This is a genomic window from uncultured Lactobacillus sp. (assembly GCF_902491705.1).
Taxonomy (GTDB): Bacteria; Bacillota; Bacilli; order Lactobacillales; family Lactobacillaceae; genus Lactobacillus.
In genome coordinates this window covers 1-18991 of the sequence record NZ_CABUIW010000006.1, presented here as the reverse complement: position 1 = coordinate 18991, position 18991 = coordinate 1, and the positions used below count along the sequence as shown (strand labels likewise).

Genomic DNA, 18991 nt, shown 5'->3' with positions numbered 1-18991 from the left:
GAAAGATATGACAGAAGAAATTGAAGTAAATTTTCAAGCAAAGAATCCTAGTGGTATTAAATTATTGAATCGTCTATATGATGGACACCTAGTTTTAAATGATATTGGTGTGCGTTTGGACGAGCAACTTAATAATGAAGATGAAGAATTAACTGTTCCAACTCAAGAAGATATCAGCAATTTAAGTGATACTTTCGGTAAGGCTGTAGAAACCTTTACTGATATTACTAAAGCTTATGGCGACGTTAATAACTTTGCAAATAACTTTGCGGGTACAACTAAAGATTTTGCTGAAAAGTTAATTACAGAAATGGTTGACTTCAACAATGGTATTACAGATATTGGCGATACCGAAGGCGGTCTTGAGAATTATGATAATGATAAGCTTAATGACTGGGTTAACCAATTGATGAGTGATATTGTAGAAACCAATGAATCATTTAATGATTTAGTTAATGAATAATTTAGTTGGATTGAAAGAGTGAAAGGGATTTTTCTCTTTCTTTTTTTATCGGAAAATAGTAATGAAAAGAATAATGGTTATAGGCTCGCCAGGAGCAGGGAAAAGTACCTTTACACGTAAATTGCATCAAAAGACAGGGCTGCCAATTGTCTATATAGATCGCTTGTTTTGGAAAGCAGATAAAACTACTGTTTCGCCAGAAGAACTGATTCATAAGTTAAGAAAAGAACTAGCCAAAGATGAATGGATTATAGATGGTAATTATAGTCAGTATTTGTTTAATGAACGATTGAATCATTGTGATACTGTTTTCTTCTTAGATTATGACGTGCAGACATGTTTAGACGGTGTAAGAAGTAGGCGAGGGATGCAAAGGCCTGATATGCCATGGATAGAGAAAAAAGAAGATCCTGAGTTTATGGAATACATTCGTGAGTTTCCTGTTAAGAGAAGATCTAAGATAATAGCATCCCTGCATCAACATCCTAATGTGAAAGTTTATCGTTTTAATAATCGAACTGAAGCAAATCATTTCTTAAAAACAATATAATTGAAAAAGCAATGTAGTAGTAATTACTGCATTGCTTTATTTTTATTACAAATGTACTTTATTTCTTAAGACTTGCAATAGGATAAATAGTATAGTCTGCTCGGTAAACAAATAGACGATGACCATCAATTACAAATTGAGTAGAATTCTTCATATCGCTCTTATGAATTGATACGTTTTTACCAGCAAACACTGCAACAGGCATCCCTAGTTGGCTTCTAATCATAACCACCTTAGAATCGCCTTTCCAGTCGTTCTTAAAGTTCTGATACATGGTATTTAGAACAGGCACAGCGTGATTTTGATCATTAATCTTAACATGCTTACTAAATGTATCTTGATAGTTTTTAATGCCTTCATATGCGATTAAAGTAGAGCCTACGTGGATCATTCTATTATGACCATAGTCGACATCAATTACACTGGAGTTTTCTTTGCCGTTATCATCTTTTTGTGACATTTTATTATCAGTATGAATGTTTACTGATTTAGCTGTAATTTGATCAATTTTTTGACCATTTGAATCATAGGTCGATACAGTAAGAGGTAAAGAACCAATCTTGGATCGCATTGATAGCTCCCAGTTTTCGAAGTTACTACAAGAAGATAGGATAAGTGCTAAAACACCTAAGCCAAACATTAAACTTAGCTTTTTTCTGAATTTCATAATCATTTCTCCGTATTCTAAAATGTTACCCTAATTGTATCATTAGGCTTTATAGGGATGCACAAAAATAACCTAGGTATCAAACCCTAGGTTATTTGTTAATTAAAAGATGTCTGCTTTAACGTATGCGTTCTTACCAACTCTATAGTAAGCTTCATTATTAATGTAATGCTTTGGACCATATGTCTTAATTGGTGAACCTTTTTGCAATGTCTTCCAACTGCTGTTTAAAGTACCGTTTCCTTGGTAAACAGATGCATCACTCTTAACCTTGCGAGAGTTTCCTAAAACGTTGCTTGCAAGAACATAGCGATTTTCACCAACTCTGATTGCAGATTTACCGTTTTTAAGTTTAGTTTTACCACCGTAGTAAGTAATTGAACTGTATGCTTTATAGCTATCACCAGTTTGCTTACCATTTGAATCATAAACGTTTGCTTTGTACATCACAGTACCAGTGTGCTTAGTATTAGGATTGACTGGTGCCTGAGAAACGGCAGCACCAGAGATTGATAATGGCAAAATAGACACATTACCGTCAGTTGACATACCTTTCCAGTTGTCAGTATATTGCCAAATTGCTACACCATCCATTGAAGGAAAGTACTTAAAATTAGGCTTATCAACTCTACCAGAAATAGCGTAGGCAGCTACCCATAATGAATTAGGATACTTCTTTACGATAGATGGAGTATCGATGTTATGCTGAAGCACTGATGAACTAGCATATAAAAGTGGTTGGTATCCTGCAGACTTAATTTGATCCATAAAAGCAATGATTGCTTTAGCAGTTACTGTTTTACCATTAGTAATGATATTGCCTTGACCAGTTTCATAATCACATGCAAGGTATGATCCCTTAGGTAAGCCTAAAGCGTTAGCAGAAGAGATTGCGTATTGTGCTTCTTTCTTAGCTAGGGATGCATTAGAGCTAAAAGTCGCAAAGTGGTAGCCCATAGGCATCATGTCGTTAGAAATTGCAGACTTAATTTGACTAGCTGCTTTAGGGTTACGGTAGCTTGTACCTTCACTTACTTTAACAACAGCAAATTGTGAACCTGCTTTAGCATGAGCAGTTAAATCAGCACTTTGATAGCTTGCAACGTCGATACCTAATGCCTTAGCTGCAACAGAAGTTGCGGATGCTTGAACAGTGGATGTGGCAGGAGCCATATGAGGGAAGAGAGCCATTCCTGAGTTAAGCAACATAGTTGCACATGCTAATTTGACGATAGTTTTCTTTTTTACCAAAATTAATTCCTCCAGATTGGTGGAGAGAGTTAATAATCTATATCTCTCACGTAATATGTTTAAATTGTATATATTATAGATTACATTGGTAGAGACCAAAAGGCAATAGGCGTGATCGAATGTTAATAGACTAGTAATATTGTAGAAATATTTGAAACATTATTGATACATGGATAGTTAATAGTATGTAGGTAAAGGCGGAGTAATAGATGGAAAGGGAGATTGCTTCAATGGAGGGATGCATTATAAAAATAATTTTAGTTGGTATTGTATTTTAAAGCTTTTTATAATGCTTAAGGTAAGGAAAGGAAAGGTGTCTAATTAAATGTAGCAAACTGCAATAGTTGAGAAAATTACTTTAGATGGATAAGTATCAATATGCTAATTATTGGTGTAAGTCATTCAGATACTAAAACTAATACGCTCTTAGGTGAAAACAGTTAAAAGCTGAACTAAGAGTAACATTTAGGAATGCGTTTAGAAGAACTTACTAATTATGATTCAAAAGCTAGTTTAGTTGCTTATTTGGATGAGACTGTAATAGGAAATATAGCAGTTCAGTCAGCGTCTTTAGGTCAAGAAGCTAGAGATAAGTGGATAGCTTGTAGGAAGAAAGAAAGTGACTAAAAATAAGCTGTAAGTAACTAGGATGACATAAAATAATTATTGAAATACTACTATGTGTATCAAGTTTGTAAGAAATCTATATATAGCTAATTTTGCCGCATGATACACACTAAAAAATAGATCGAATAAGTATGTTAGCAGGCTTATTAACTGTTTTGCTGAAGATTAAGCCGAGTTTATGTCTACTTTCCTGCTCCCTAGTCGTAGAGGAGGGGAGATTTACCTTTAAAAGTATATCCAATTAGCTAATTATATATACTATATAAGCAAAATATATTAATTATAATGATCTTTTTTAATTAAATAGCTAATTGCGGTAATTATAGTTGATTTTAAAGGCCTGAAATAAGATCTAGGCGTCATATATAGCCATATAGTTATTTGCGTAAACCACAAGTTAAATATGCATAATTTAGCAATACAGTTAATCTAAATTATGCAAAACAAAGCAATTTATAACACTCTAACTTAGCGTACAAAGAAGTATATTAGCATTAAAATAGGGAAGTTTTTGCTATTTCAAATAGCAAGCTATATTTGTATATAGCAACAATCTATATAAATATTTTTAGAATGACTGCGAATGAACAAATTTAATTTATAAATTTACTAAAAAACGATAATTTGTAGATTAAATTAATAGCTTAAAAATCGTTGTTTTTCAAGAGAGGTTTGTCTTGCTATCATTAAAATTATTGTTTTATGTAAAGCAATACATACAAAAATTCAGCAAATACATCCTACTATTTATAATGATTAATTATAATTTCCATGCTTAATTAATCATTATAAATATGCATGGATTAGAGAGGTATCAAATATATAGCTATTTTGAGTATAATCAGCAAATAATCGGCAGATTTCTTATATAGCGATATTTTGTTTTACTACATAGATAGTTAAGCTTGATTAGCCATATAATTGTAGAATTCATTGATAATTGAGTTATAGTAGCTTATTAGATTGATTATGTATGAGTTGGGCCTAAATTCAATAAAAATGAATTGACAGTAATTATTAGGTTTTATTGACTAAAATGAATGAACTTGACCGTAGAATTGCGATCTCAGCATTAAATTTTTTGAATTAATTTAGATTTCAAATATCTGATACAAGATTAATTACAAGTAGCTGCAATTAAATTAAATAGAGAATCAAAAAATCTATTGAAGCATTTTTATAAGCAGTAAAAATGTTCAGTAGATTTATGAATGATGAATTGGAGTATTTACAGTGGATATAAAATTTATAATTCATAAAACACAAAGTATCAAAGTCATATAATAAAACTAAGCGGTACTTCACTTGCTGACATTTTTATATTTAACTTTACATAATATCAATTATGCGCAGATATATAAAACATAATTTTCTTCTGCTCTTCATTACTCTTTTCGTTAATTGACAATAAAAAATCATCTGCAATTTATACAGATGATTTATAAATTTTATTTGTTTTTGAAATCTAATTTATTATTTGTCTTAAGAGCTAGTAAATATATAAAGTTAATTATTGCTAAAAATACAACTGCAAACCAAATAGTTTTTAATACCCAGATTTTTTGTAATAATGCTGAAACGATTGCTCCAACTGCAAATGAAATTGTCAACAACATATAATTAACGGCTGCTGTATGCTTACTTTTATCCTCACCGAAGAAAAATGCGCTCCAAGCAACTACAGACTTTTTCAAATTTCCTGTTGTAAATGCATTGTTGTACCCCATACCTTCAATTTTGCTGAAGGACGCATTTTGTATAGCTAATCCAAAAGCAATTGCTGGTACTATGTAATAATTAGGTACACTCTTAGGTAGAAATCCTACAACCATACAAATTAGTAAAATTGGGAACAAACAAAAAACTCTCCAATAATGACTTTTTACATACTTATGAAAAAGTCCAACAAGAAGAAGTCCTAGTGAAAAAGCTATAAACGTACTAGCACGATTAATCATTCCTGGAATATTATGATCAGCTAATGCTGAACTAAAGAATATTACGTTCCCTGTTTGTCCAGCAGATAACGTGTGTCCCCTTTGTATATACGTATAGGCGTCAATAAAACCTCCACAAAAAGTTAAAGCACAAGCTAATTGCCTTGATTCTGAGGGCTTGGCGCTGTTAATAATGTCTCGTAAACTCATTAATATCTTCAATCCTCCAAAAATATAGTCATTAATTATTATAGTCTTTCTTGTGCTTTGTAATTAAACTTTGCTGGCTAATTTTAATTTTATTATTTTTTAAATTTTATCTTAAGATTTAAAAAGCCTAATTGTTTAATATTAAATATTGTTTGCGTTAGAATAGCCTAAAAGGTTGAGACATCAAGCTTTGAATAATCAATAAATAAAGCTATATAGATGTTTAATATAATACAAGTTAATAATATTAAAATAGTTTATTCATTTTCCACCTAATCTTTTATAAGCTATACACATAAGAATATAAGTAGTTTGAAAGGATCGAATGCTTTGTGAATATTAATTTAGGAGAAGAAATTTCTCGTAGAAGACGTGAACAAAAACTTACGCAGGAAGATCTAGCTGAACTTAGCGATCTTTCAGTGAATTTCATTTCACGTTTGGAAAGGACTAAAGATCAAAACATTAGTATTCAAAAGCTTGATTCAATTGCAAGAGCTTTGAATACTACTACTCCAGATATCATAAATAATGCTTATCGAGTTAAAAAGATAAAACCTGAAAGTCCGGTTAATAATACGCATGTTTTCATTCAAAAAGTAACTAATGAATTAAGAAAATTACCAACCGTTAAAGCAGAACGCGTGTGTAAATCTTTGATCGTCCTTTTAAAAGATATGAATTGAAAGAAAATAAGAGTTATTGCTCAATATAATGATATATATGAGTAATAACTCTTATTTTTTAGTCTTCAAAAATTGAATGATCAATTTCAATCGTATTGATGATGACATCTTCTAATGGCTTATCCATTTTGTCTTTCTTAACCTTAGCAATTTCGTCTACTACGTCCATGCCATCTACTACTTGACCAAAGACTGTGTGACGGCCATCTAACCATGGTGTACCACCCTGCTTATATGCATGAATAATTTCTTTAGGATAACCGGCTGGTTCCATTTGCTTAATATAGCGCTTAGGCATGTTTTTATTTTGAACAATGAAAAATTGACTTTCGTTAGTGTTAGGACCAGAGTTAGCCATTGATAAAGCACCACGTAAGTTAAATAATTCTCGAGAAAATTCATCTTCGAAAGGATGATTCCAGATACTTGTTCCGCCAGTGCCATTACCATTTGGATCTCCACCTTGAATCATGAAGTCACTGATTACACGGTGGAAAGTTGTGTTATCATAGTAACCTTTTTGAGCTAATCGAACAAAATTTTCGACAGTCATTGGTGCTTGCTTAGGGAACAATTGAATTGTAATATCACCATGATTGGTCTTAATAGTAGCTTTTGGCCCTTCTACTTTGTCTAAGTTTAATTGTGGGTAATCCATGTCTATTCTCTTTTCTAATAATTTAATTTTATTGAACGTTCTCTATTATAACGTTGTATGGTTATGAAGCAAAGTTTTGACATAAAAAATAAGAGGCAGTTATTATCAACTGTCTCTTATTTCCTTACTTTAAATTAAGCGTTGAAAGCATCAGTAAGTGGTGGAACAACTTGCTTCTTACGTGATACAACACCTGGCAACTTAACTTCTGAATCTTCAAGCTTCTTGTCAAATGCCTTTTCAAATACTGCCTTGTTTTCATCACTACCTACAACCAAAGCTTCTGAGTCAGAATCAAGAATGTTAGTGATTAAAAGCATAAACATATCGTAGTTGTTATCCTTTGATGAAGCTTCCATAGCCTTTAAGAAAGCATCTTTACGCTTCAAAGCATCTGGTAAGTCAACAACGTTGATTTGTGCTACACGTACATTTTGGCCGTTTAATTCAAAGCTCTTAGCATCTAAGTCAATTAATTCTTCTTCTGACTTGTCATCGATGTTAGTACCAGCTTTAAGCATTGCTAAGCCGTATTCCTTGTAATCAACACCGGCAATCTTAGCTAAAGCTTCTACAGCTTCCTTGTCTTTGTCAGTAGTGGTTGGTGATTTAAGAAGTAAAGTATCTGAAATGATAGCTGAAAGCATCAAACCAGCAAGCTTTTCTGGAATTTCAATGTTGTTTTCGTTAAACATCTTCCAAACAATAGTTGAAGTACAGCCCATTGGTTCTGCACGGTAGTACAAAGGATCAGCAGTATTGAAGTTCATAATTCTGTGGTGATCTACTACGTGAGTTACCTTAACTTTGTCAATATCTGAAACACTTTGTTGAGGTTCGTTGTGGTCAACCAACATAACTGCCTTAACTTCTGGTGCAGCTTCTTTGATCACACGTGGAGCCTTGAAACCGAACTTCTTAAGTGCATAAGCAGTTTCGTCATTAGGTTCACCCAAAGCAACTGCTTCAGTGTTGTAACCTAATTTGTTTTGCAAGTATGAATATGCAATAGCAGTACCAATAGCATCAGTGTCTGGATTTTGGTGTCCGAAAACGAATTCTTTTTCCATTAGATTAATTGCCTCTTTTTCTAACTTTATTTTTGCTTTACTCCTACTAGTCTACTAGAACCTAGCCATTTATCCAAGAAAATTTCTAATTCTTTTAGCATATTTTCCATTCTTGGAATTTCTAGCTTTCCTTTACGGTAAACATATGAAATATGAAATTCATGCTCACCCTCTAAGTAGACAGGAGTTAAACTAATTTCATTTTTGTGGGCGTCATAATAGGATTGAGTAATATATGTATCATAATCTGTTGCTTCGGCTAATTCAATCATTTTTCTAGTAGAGGCAACTTTAATAGAGATGTCAGGTTTGTGCTTTTTACCAAAGTATTCACGCATTAGTGGTGTTAAGTAAAAGTCGTCAGGATATGCAACCCATTTTCTGTTAAGAAAACGAGATACTGGATAAGTATGACCGGCTTCTACAGTTGTTTTATGAGTCAAAACAACGAGTTTATCAGAAGAAATGTCTTTGTGGTTAAATTTGGTGACGCAAATTAGTTTCTTCTCTCTTAGTGTTATCTGGTAAATACATGATTGCCATGTCGATTAAATTAGTATCGAGTCTGTGCCAAAGATCCTTTCTATCATAATAATTAATTGTAAAAGTAACGTCTGGATATTTTCTGTTAAAGAAATGGAGAAATTCGTAAAAGACATCAGCTTGTAAAGTATCTAAAATTCCAATTGAGATATGACCCTTATCAGCTTGCGTATATTCTTGAATGTCGCTTACGACACCATTTATAGTACTTAATAATTCAACTGCGGCAGACTCCATTTCCTTACCTGCTTCAGTTAAGTATAGTTTCTTCCCCATTTGTCCAAATAAAGGAGCACCGATGGCGCGCTCTAATTTCTTAACTTGTTGAGTTAAGGCAGGTTGAGTAATTCCTAAGATTTGAGCAGCTTGGGTGTAATTCATAGTGTCAATTAGCTGTAAAAAATAACGCAAGGACTTGGCCGAAAGTATAGTATCAGCTTTAGGCATAATAATTATCTTCTTTCTCAAAAATATTATTTCATAATAAGCCGTGTCCCATAACACCTTCATTATCTATCCAAAAATAAATAGTGTCAAAACAAACGTCTTAACACTATTTATAGATCTTTAAGTAAAAAGTGATTGTTATTGAATAAGAATTAATTCTTCCCACTAATTGGTCGACCCAATTCAATACTTACTGGTGTTCCATCTGTAGTTGTATCAATAACAAATGAACCGTTTGAATAACGATCACCTAATGGGTATTCATTGGTTTGAATCTTAACGTGACGATCACTAGTTGTAGTAACATGCAGTACATGATCTTGAGCATATGGTACCAATGCAGCAATTCTGTGTGGCTTAGTCTTTAGTTCACGTAATACTAGAACACCACGTTTAGCTCTAGATACCTTATTAACTAGTTTCAATTGGAATTGCTTAAATGCACCACGTTGAGTGATTAATCCGACATGCATTAAATCAAGATACTTACTGTCAACTAAAACATAATTTACGATATAGTCATCGTCCTTAAGGTTAGCTGACTTAACACCAACAGCTTTAGCACCTGATGTAGGAATTTCGCTTATATCGTATCTAATTGCGTAAGCACGGTGAGTAAACAGAGTGATTTCTTTCTTATCATCTGGCTTAACAACGTCCACACCTACTAATAAGCTGTCTTTGCCCTTTAGTTTAATTGCTGTCATAGCACGAGATTTATAAGTTCTCGTTGGTTGTAAGTTAGCAAGTTCCAGTTGCTTAATATAGCCATCGTTAGTAGCCAATAAGAAGTTAATATTGGCACTTAATTTGTCTAAAACAAATACACGAATAATCTTTTCATCGTTATCTAGGCCTATTTCTTGAGATAAGTGCTGACCTGTCTCTTTCCATTTAGCTTCGACTAATTCATGAACTGGACGATAAATTACGTTACCTCGATTAGTAAACAAATAAAGGTTAGACAATGTAGATAATGTGTTTTCATAAACTACTTTGTCACCATCAGGTAAGCCATTATCTGCGTCATCAGTTGATTGGTATGATCTAATGGATGAACGCTTAAGATAACCATCACGACTGATCAATACTCTTACTTGTTCATCAGCAACTAATGCTTTTTCATCAATTTCGACTTTGGCGCTTTCTTCAGAAATTTGTGTACGACGAGGATTACTGAATTCCTTCTTTACAGCTGAAAGCTCTTTAATTATTTCTTTTTCAAGAGTCTTGCGATCAGATAAAAGCTTACGATACTTTTTGGCTAATTTATTTAACTTATCTTGTTCAGCGATCAACTCATTAACATCAGTGTTAGTTAATCTATAAAGTTGTAAAGAAACGATAGCTTCAGCTTGGTTTTCGGTGAATTTGTATTTTGCTACTAAATTCTTCTTGGCGTCAGCCTTGTTTTTAGATGCACGGATAGTCTTAATCACTTGATCTAAGATATCCATTGCATGAATCAAGCCTTGAATAATTTCTAAACGTGATTCAGCTTTATTTAGATCAAATTTAGTACGCTTGGTAACTATATCGACTTCATGCTCCAAATATGAAGTTAAAATGTGCTTTAACCCGACTTGAACTGGTGTCATATGGTCAATAGCAACCATATTGAAGTTATAAGATACTTGCAAGTCAGTATTCTTAAACAAGTAATTCAAGATATTTTGTGCGTCAGCATCTTTTTTTAGTTCAATTACAATTGATAAACCGTGACGGTCAGTTTCGTCACGAACTTCCGCAATACCATCGATTTCCTTATTTAAGCGAATTTCATCAATCTTCTTTACAAGAAGTGACTTGTTTACATCAAATGGAATTTCAGTAGCTACGATTTCTTGACGGTGTCCACGAATTTCTTGAATGTTTGTTTTAGCACGAACTTGAATACGGCCGCGGCCAGTCTTATATGCTTCTTTAATTCCCTTAGTACCCATAATAATGGCACCTGTAGGAAAATCTGGCCCCTTAACGTATTTCATTAAATCTTCAAGTGTAGCATCGGGATGTTTTAATAAATAAATTGTTGCATCGATGACTTCACCTAAATTATGAGGTGGAATCTCAGTAGCATATCCTGCTGAAATACCAGTTGAACCATTAACTAATAAGTTAGGAAAGCGTGCTGGCAATACAGTTGGTTCATACTCGGTATCATCGAAGTTGAGAACCATATTAACTGTATCTTTATCGATATCTTGTAAAAGCATATTTGAAATTTTACTTAAACGAGATTCGGTATAACGCATTGCGGCAGGTCCATCACCATCCATTGAACCATTGTTACCGTGCATTTCTACTAAAGGTTCACGCATCTTCCAATCTTGAGATAAGTGAACTAAGGCACCATAAATAGAACTGTCACCATGTGGGTGGAAGTTACCCATGATATTTCCGACAGCTTTAGCTGCTTTCTTAAATGGCTTATCGTAGGTATTTCCATCTTGATACATTGCATATAGAATACGACGCTGTACAGGCTTTAAGCCATCGCGAATATCTGGCAATGCACGCTCTTGAATAATATATTTAGAATATCTTCCGAAACGCTCACCCATAACTTGTTCAAGTGGCATCTCGCGAATTCGTTCTTTTGTGGCCATTAAATTAAAACCTTCTTTATTCATTTTCAGATTCTAGAATTGAGCTGTCTTCGCCCATTCTGAATTTGACGTTTTCTTCGATCCATTTTCTTCTTGCAGCAACTTTATCGCCCATTAGAGTGGTTACTCTTCTTTCTGCTAAAGCAGCATCATCAATTTTTACTCTGATTAACATTCTAGATTCAGGATTCATAGTTGTTTGCCAAAGCTGTTCGGCGTTCATTTCACCAAGTCCTTTAAATCTTTGCAAAGAGTATCCACGACCCATTTTCTTTTCGTCTTCTGCTAATTCTTCATCAGTCCAAGCATATTGAACCTTGGTCTTTTTGCCGCGACCTTTTTGCAGACGATAAAGAGGTGGTAATGCAATATAAACTTTGCCTTTTTCAATCATTGGGCGCATGTAGCGATAGAAGAAAGTTAATAACAAGATTTGAATGTGAGCACCATCGTCATCGGCGTCAGTCATGATGATAACTTTATCGTAGTTAGAATCATCAACATTGAATTCTGTACCAACACCTGCACCAATGGTATAAATCATTGTGTTAATTTCTTCGTTCTTGAAGATGTCTTGCAGTTTAGCTTTTTGGGTATTTAATACCTTACCACGAAGAGGAAGAATAGCTTGGAAGCGTCTATCTCTACCCTGTTTTGCAGAACCACCAGCTGAGTCCCCTTCTACTAGGAACAATTCATTTTTCTTAGGATTGCGTGATTGAGCTGGAGTAAGCTTACCTGAAAGAACTTCTTTCTTTCGTCTCTTTTTACCGTTTCTGCTTTCATCTCTAGCTTTTTTAGCAGCTTCACGTGCATCCCTAGCTCGTTGAGCCTTTTTAACCAACTCTTGGGCTAGTTCACCATTTTCCATGAGATAGTAAGACATCTTCTCATATACAAGAGAATCAACAGCAGAACGAGCTTGAGGCGTACCAAGTTTACCTTTAGTTTGTCCCTCAAATTCAAGCAATTCTTCTGGAATCTTTACTGATAAAACAGCACTTAATCCTTCACGATAATCGGATCCATCTATATTCTTATCTTTTTTACCAAGTAAACCTTGCTTTTTAGCATAATCATTAAATGCACGGGTAAATCCACTACGAGCACCAGATTCATGAGTACCACCATCTGCAGTACGTACATTGTTAACAAATGAAACTAGATTTTCTGAATATCCATCACTGTATTGACCAGAAAATTCAATTTCCATGCCATCTTGTTTTCCTTCAAAATAGAAAACATCACTAATTGTTCCCTTACCTTCATTAAGGTATGAAACAAATGACTTAATTCCATCATCATATTGAAAAACATCATGATGTTCAGGTTCACGTTCATCTGTTAAAACAAATTTAACACCTTTAAGTAAAAATGCAGATTCACGAATTCTTTCTTGAATAGTCTCGTACTTATACTTAGTAGTTGAAAAAATAGTTTCATCAGGTTTAAAAGTAATAGTTGTACCTGTTTTATCCTTGGTTTTACCAACACACTTAAGTGTACCTACTGGATGACCACCATTTTTAAATTCTTCTTCGTAAGCTTTGCCATCACGAACTACTCTTACTTTCATATAACTTGAAAGAGCATTAACAACTGATGAACCTACACCGTGAAGTCCACCAGATGTCTTATAGTTTTGTTCGGTAAACTTACCACCAGCGTGAAGCACAGTCAAAATAACTTCGATTGTTGGCTTACCAGACTTATGCATCCCCGTAGGCATACCACGTCCAAAGTCTCTTACAGTTACACTATTATCTTTATGGATTGTTACATCAATTTCTTTACCAAAGCCGGCCATAGCTTCATCAACTGAGTTATCAACGATTTCATAAACCAATTGATTTAAACCGTGTATATCTGTTGAACCAATATACATACCTGGTCTTTTACGAACAGCTTCTAGGCCATGCAATATTTGAATTGAAGAATCATCATAAGTATTAGCTTTTGCCACTAAAATTCCTCCACTTGTTCATAAATTCAGCAACCACCATATATTTAAAGGATAATCTTTGCTAAAATAGCGATAGATTCAATAGGAGTTGTTAAATATGTTTGCATTAAAATTTGCATCGTTGTTTATTTTAGCATATTTGCTCGGATCGTTTCCGACAGGTGTGTTAGTAGGAAAAACCTTTTTCCATAAGGACATCAGAAAATATGGTTCAGGAAACATAGGAACTACAAATACATTTAGAGTTCTAGGACCTGTAGCAGGTATAGTTGTATTCTTAGTTGATTTCTTCAAGGGAACACTAGCTACATTAATTCCTGTCATCTTTAATTTAGGGCCACATTATCTTTGTCTTCTCTTTGGCTTAGCTGCAATCATTGGCCATGCTTTCCCTGTATTCTTAAAATTCAAGGGAGGCAAAGCTGTTGCAACAACAGCAGGTTTTCTATTAGGATACAATGTACATTTCTTTTTAATCTGTGCAGTGATCTTCTTCCCTATCTTGTTTATCACAAGTATGGTTTCATTAACTAGTTTAATCTCAGTGGTTCTAATCTTTATTGCTTCATTCTTCTTCCACGATCTTGCCTTAAGCATTATCAGTGGATTGCTCGTAGTCTTAATCTACTGGAGCCATAGAAGTAATATTGTACGAATCGAACATCACCAAGAAAACATGGTACCGTTTGGTCTATATTACTGGTATAAAAAGAAACATGCTAAATAAACTAATAACTAAAATATAAAACCAGCAAGTATTTAACTTGTTGGCTTTTTTGTTACATAAATTATTATACTCATGCAAACAATAGTTCGCAAGGACAAAAATATAATTTAATAAAGATATAACTATAAGCTACTTCAGTAATTTAAGTAGATCTTCTCTTCTCATAGCAGTATTTGACATATCTTTATTACTTAATATAGCTTGAGCTAATTCTGCCTTCTTTTGCTGAAGCTTAATAATACGTTCTTCTATCGTATCTTGTGAGACCATCTTATAAATTTTTACAGAGTGTTTTTGCCCAATTCGGTGTGCTCGGTCGGTTGCTTGATTCTCTGCCGCTAAATTCCACCATGGATCATAGTGAATTACTATATCAGCACTGGTTAGATTAATTCCTGTTCCTCCAGCTTTAAGAGAAATTAAGAAGATACCCGGCTTTTTGAGTGAATTGAATTTTTGAATATCGTTTTGTCTTTGCTCTTTTGGTGTAGCTCCAGTAAGCATAAAAATAGGGATGCTCAATTTAGTTAGTTTTTCACGCAAAATAGATAGCATGGTAGTAAATTGAGAGAACAATAAAATCTTGTGTCCATTTTCTATATTGTTTTTTATTAGATTGATAGTTGAAATTAATTTAGTGGATCTACCGTGATAATTATCATATAGCAGATGCGGATCACAACATATTTCTCTAAGCTTGGTAATCTGCGCTAGAATTTGAAAACGAGATTTCTTGAAATCATTATCGTCTTGTCCGTTTAACTGAGCAATAATCTTTTCCATCTGCAGCTGATACAATTCAGTCTGCTTTTTACTCATTTTTACATAGACTACTTCTTCATCTTTCTCAGGCAGGTCTTGTAAAACATCCTTCTTAAGGCGACGCAATATAAAAGGAGCTACTGTCTCACTTAAGATAGCTTCCATATCTTTGTCTTCTTTTTTAACGATTGGCAGTTCGAATTTCTTTTTGAAATCAACATAAGAACCTAAAAAGCCTGGCATTAAATAGTCAAAGATGCTCCATAATTCACTTAGTTTATTTTCAATCGGTGTACCTGTTAAAGCTAATCTATGGTGTGCTTTAATTACTTTAACAGTTTGGGCTGTAATTGACTGATGATTTTTAATGTTTTGTGCTTCATCCAGAACTTGCACATCAAAAGTCAGGTTGTTGTAGTTCTCAAGATCATGATTAAGTGATTGATAAGAAGTAATAAGCACATCATAATCACTTTGGTGCAATAACATGTTTTGACGTTCAGCTTTATTGCCACCTAATACACCAACAACTAGTTGGGGAGCAAACCTCTTAATTTCGGCTTGCCAATTATAAATCACAGAAGCAGGGGCAATAATTAAGCTAGGCTGTTTACTCTTATTTTGTTCTTTTCTAGCTAAAAGCAAAGTGATAACTTGTAGCGTTTTTCCTAGACCCATTTCATCTGCTAAGAGTCCGCCAAAATTATAATTAATGATAGTACTAAGCCAGTTAAAACCTTCTTTTTGATATGGTCGCAAAGTATTCACTAAGCTCTTAGGTATTGCATCCCTCTTTATTTCATTATTAGATAAATCACTAATCAATCTATTGAAGGTTTTATTCGTTGAGAAGTGCAAAGCTTTCATACTCTGCATCTTCTTAGCAAAGTAAAATGCCCTATATGCAGGCATTTGCAACTTCCCATGAATAAAATCAGTAAATTTGATATTTAGATCATGCATAACTTGAGCAAGCTGCTCGATTGTAGGTTGTTCGGTTTGCTCTAACATGCCATTTTGTAAAACAAAATAGCGTTTCTTTTCTTGATAGGCCTTTAAAGCTGTCTGGATTTCTTCCCAGCTTAATTTTTGACTAGTCAGATCTATATTAAGCAGTTCATCAGTTAAATTGACGCTTACACCGATTTGAGTATTAATTTTAATGCCTTTTAGTAGTGATCTGAAATTGGCAGTAATCTGAACTTCACCAAGCTCTTTTAATTTAGCTAGACCATTATCTAAAAAGTCAGCAACTGCATCTGCGTCTTCGTTAGGAAGTAGATACTGTCCCTTATCAAAATCAGGAAAGTATTGCTTTAACTTCTCTTGAACAGATTCTTCAAGATCGGCTTCTCGCTGCACTGAAGTATAGTCATCATTTAATGGATATTCAGCATCCCCATATAATACAGAAGCATTGCAGCGAATTTTGCCAGCTAAATAGTCTATTTTAAAAACAAATCTAGCTTTAGGTGGTAGTTTATCTTTTAACTCTTGTGCTCCTGTTATCGAAATATGATCAGCCTGTTCTAGTGTAGGCAAAACTTTACGAGCAAATTGCAAAACAGTCTTCTTGCTAAAACGCAATTCATCTCCCGGATGAAGTTTTAATTTTTGCAAATAACTGGGTGATAAACCTGTATATTTGATCCAGACGCCATTGTAATAACCATAATAACTATTTCTACCGGTTATTATGGTTCCGGCAGGAAAATCTTCAATTGTGACAATTGCTCCACCATTATCGTCGGTTATATCAATATTTAAATCTAACTTGTCAGAAGTATATCCTACTAAATGAGTTCCAGAATAAAGCTTTGTACCATTGTAGATCAGATCATTTAGTTCATCGGCAATTGAATTTTCAATTTCGATTGAATCAAAATGACTAGATCCACCGTAGTAAACACTTAAATTTCGTGCATCAATAATTTTTGCAATAAACTCAAGCCACTTTTTACTATCTTGAGTCATCTGATTAGGATCAATTGTCTGGTTAAAGAATTTACCTAATTTTACTGGCTTTTGCTGGTGAACTGCATCGATTAGCGCAGTCAAATCGTTTAGTTGATAAAGATGTTTCTCTACGCCTAATTTAAAACTGAGTCGAGGCATTCTACCATAATCATCAATCTGTGCTCTTAGAACAATTGCGCTTTCAGTTTTAGCAGTGTCTTTTGAATATAAATCCAGTAATTGATTAGCTGCCTGATTAGTTACATCAAAAGGATCATCTTGGATGTACTTCTTTAAAAAATTAAGTAAAGCAAAAATAGTAGCAGAGTCTGATGCATTATCTTCAAAATCAATGGTTAAAATTTGCCAGCGTGTAAATTTAATAGATAGATTCTGCCATTTACCATTTTCGTCTTCAAAATTCCAGATATATGCATATGCCCGCATTTTATCGTCAAGCTTACGAAAATTGATTTCATGAAAACTATCAGTTAACTCTAATGCACGATCATAAGCATCTTGACTAAAAGACCTTGGTCCAATAATTTCAAAAGGATCTACAGCAGGATTAGCTTGAAGAATGGCTTCTTTAAGTTGATCTGAGATTAAATCTTTAAAGTTGATTTCAGTACCTTTTCTAGTTGATTCGGTATGTTCTTGCTCTTTTTCTACAGCCATTAGTACTGCCACTTGATGTTTGCAGCGATGACCTTTCTTAGCCCATGGACAATCGCATTTTAGTTCCGATGCCCGACCATCTAAGCGTAAACGACCGGAAACATTATAATATTGCCCAATTCCGCCTTGGACTTTTGCAGTAAAGTGCTCTCTATCAGTTGCCAGCTGAACACTTTGTATCGTTTCATTTTCAAAATAAATTTCTCCGCGATCAAGAATTCGCTGAGGAAATAGTTTAGACCACTGTGCCATCTTGAAAACTCCTCATATTGATATATAGCTTTAACCTAACAATTTGTAACGAAAATAACAAGCATTTTATTATTAACAAATCCTGAAATCACATTATAATATGGTTGTAAGTAGTGCAGTATTAACATATTTGCTTATGGAATAATACGATAATGTAAATGAAACACGAATAGAATAGGAGTAATTAAAATGACTCAGCAATTTGAAAGATTAACTGCTGAAGATTTGGATTGCTACAGAGAACTATTTTCGGGCATTACTAAAAAGACTCAGCAGTTTTGCTATAGTAATTTTTATATTTTCGATGTACAAAAAACAATTAGAATTCTAAGAATATACCGTCAATGGTTATTATCTCAAGAAGATATGGATTTTAATGATCTATATCAAAAGTTCTGGGATCAATATGAAATGGATATCACTGGCGTATCTTTATTATTGTTGCCTAAAAGTCATAATGTAGATCAAGAAGTACAAAGAATCGATGTTTTAATTAATTTAATTGATCAATTTGGCACGTCATATATATTTAACGATGTGCAATCTAATGCCGTAGGATTTGCGGAAGAAAACTATCTTTACCCTGTGACTCGAAACAGTCTAGAGAAGATATACCGGCGCAGTCAAAATGAAAAAAATCGCGAATATTGTCGTAATATTCACGATTACTTAGAAGTTTATCCAGAACCCTACCCTGATTATGATGATTTAGTTACCTTTTTTGACGATGATAAAAGTGAGTTAAATACAGATTCAAATTATTCTAATTAAAAAAGTATTCTACATCGTGATGAAGTGGGACCTAAAAAGTAGACATTTTAAAACATAGGATTAATAGAGGCTTGATTCCGATATTCTTTCGGAGTTAAGCCTTTTAATCTGCTCTTTATCCTTTCTTCGTTATAGTATTTGATATATTCCTCTATAGCTTGAGC

15 protein-coding genes and 1 pseudogene are annotated in these 18991 nt (G+C 33.7%); 6 read left to right on the top strand and 10 right to left on the bottom strand.

What is annotated here, in order from left to right:
• Positions 1 to 7: 7 nt before the first annotated feature.
• Together RDN22_RS02270 and RDN22_RS02265 are read left to right on the top strand one after the other, a co-directional pair.
• A complete protein-coding gene (locus RDN22_RS02270) occupies positions 8 to 463 on the top strand; it encodes a hypothetical protein (RefSeq protein ID WP_308555500.1) in 456 nt (151 codons plus the stop codon).
• Positions 464 to 524: 61 nt separating this feature from the next.
• Positions 525 to 1013, top strand: coding sequence for an adenylate kinase (locus RDN22_RS02265; protein ID WP_308555498.1), 489 nt, complete (start codon positions 525 to 527; stop codon positions 1011 to 1013).
• A 58-nt stretch (positions 1014 to 1071) separates the two neighbouring features.
• Here the strand turns inward: RDN22_RS02265 and RDN22_RS02260 are convergent, their stop codons facing one another.
• Both RDN22_RS02260 and RDN22_RS02255 read right to left on the bottom strand, forming a co-directional pair.
• The gene (locus RDN22_RS02260; protein ID WP_308555496.1) at positions 1072 to 1680 is read right to left on the bottom strand and encodes a DUF5052 family protein; all 609 of its coding nucleotides are present in this window, start codon (positions 1678 to 1680) and stop codon (positions 1072 to 1074) included.
• Positions 1681 to 1782: 102 nt separating this feature from the next.
• Positions 1783 to 2931: a GH25 family lysozyme gene (locus tag RDN22_RS02255; protein ID WP_308555494.1), complete on the bottom strand. Its 1149-nt coding sequence runs from the start codon at positions 2929 to 2931 to the stop codon at positions 1783 to 1785.
• A 471-nt stretch (positions 2932 to 3402) separates the two neighbouring features.
• Between RDN22_RS02255 and RDN22_RS02250 the strand changes: the two genes are divergently transcribed.
• On the top strand, positions 3403 to 3558 hold the full coding sequence (locus tag RDN22_RS02250) for a hypothetical protein (protein WP_308555492.1): 156 nt from the start codon (positions 3403 to 3405) through the stop codon (positions 3556 to 3558).
• 1448 nt (positions 3559 to 5006) lie between these two features.
• Here RDN22_RS02250 and RDN22_RS02245 read toward each other — a convergent pair.
• A complete protein-coding gene (locus tag RDN22_RS02245) occupies positions 5007 to 5705 on the bottom strand; it encodes a YoaK family protein (RefSeq protein ID WP_308555490.1) in 699 nt (232 codons plus the stop codon).
• A gap of 332 nt (positions 5706 to 6037) precedes the next feature.
• Here RDN22_RS02245 and RDN22_RS02240 point away from each other — a divergent pair, with 332 nt between their 5' ends.
• Positions 6038 to 6391 carry a helix-turn-helix transcriptional regulator gene (locus tag RDN22_RS02240; protein ID WP_308555487.1) on the top strand — a complete coding sequence of 118 codons (354 nt, stop codon included), beginning with the start codon at positions 6038 to 6040 and terminating at the stop codon, positions 6389 to 6391.
• Between the two features lie 58 nt (positions 6392 to 6449).
• Here RDN22_RS02240 and RDN22_RS02235 read toward each other — a convergent pair whose 3' ends face one another.
• The 5 genes and pseudogenes from RDN22_RS02235 to parE all read right to left on the bottom strand — a co-directional run bounded on the left by RDN22_RS02235 (position 6450) and on the right by parE (position 13681).
• Positions 6450 to 7049, bottom strand: coding sequence for a peptidylprolyl isomerase (locus RDN22_RS02235; RefSeq protein ID WP_308555485.1), 600 nt, complete (start codon positions 7047 to 7049; stop codon positions 6450 to 6452).
• Between the two features lie 134 nt (positions 7050 to 7183).
• Positions 7184 to 8119 (bottom strand): manganese-dependent inorganic pyrophosphatase, encoded by a 936-nt coding sequence (locus RDN22_RS02230; RefSeq protein ID WP_308555483.1) that lies wholly within the window; start codon positions 8117 to 8119, stop codon positions 7184 to 7186.
• A 26-nt stretch (positions 8120 to 8145) separates the two neighbouring features.
• Positions 8146 to 9109: pseudogene (locus RDN22_RS02225) on the bottom strand (LysR substrate-binding domain-containing protein).
• A 152-nt stretch (positions 9110 to 9261) separates the two neighbouring features.
• Complete coding sequence (gene parC, locus RDN22_RS02220; protein ID WP_308555481.1) at positions 9262 to 11718, bottom strand: DNA topoisomerase IV subunit A; 2457 nt, start codon at positions 11716 to 11718, stop codon at positions 9262 to 9264.
• A 16-nt stretch (positions 11719 to 11734) separates the two neighbouring features.
• Complete coding sequence (gene parE, locus RDN22_RS02215; protein ID WP_308555479.1) at positions 11735 to 13681, bottom strand: DNA topoisomerase IV subunit B; 1947 nt, start codon at positions 13679 to 13681, stop codon at positions 11735 to 11737.
• Positions 13682 to 13778: 97 nt separating this feature from the next.
• Here parE and plsY point away from each other — a divergent pair, with 97 nt between their 5' ends.
• Positions 13779 to 14408, top strand: a complete 630-nt coding sequence (plsY, locus tag RDN22_RS02210; RefSeq protein ID WP_308555477.1) for a glycerol-3-phosphate 1-O-acyltransferase PlsY — start codon at positions 13779 to 13781, stop codon at positions 14406 to 14408.
• A 129-nt stretch (positions 14409 to 14537) separates the two neighbouring features.
• Here plsY and RDN22_RS02205 read toward each other — a convergent pair whose 3' ends face one another.
• Positions 14538 to 18056 (bottom strand): DEAD/DEAH box helicase, encoded by a 3519-nt coding sequence (locus RDN22_RS02205; RefSeq protein ID WP_308555474.1) that lies wholly within the window; start codon positions 18054 to 18056, stop codon positions 14538 to 14540.
• Between the two features lie 189 nt (positions 18057 to 18245).
• On the opposite strand from RDN22_RS02205, the gene RDN22_RS02200 reads away from it, so the two are divergent.
• A complete protein-coding gene (locus RDN22_RS02200; RefSeq protein WP_308555472.1) occupies positions 18246 to 18827 on the top strand; it encodes a hypothetical protein in 582 nt (193 codons plus the stop codon).
• A 47-nt stretch (positions 18828 to 18874) separates the two neighbouring features.
• On the opposite strand, the gene RDN22_RS02195 is transcribed toward RDN22_RS02200, so the two are convergent.
• On the bottom strand, positions 18875 to 18991 hold a 117-nt coding region (locus RDN22_RS02195), incomplete at its 5' end, for an IS3 family transposase (RefSeq protein WP_308554877.1).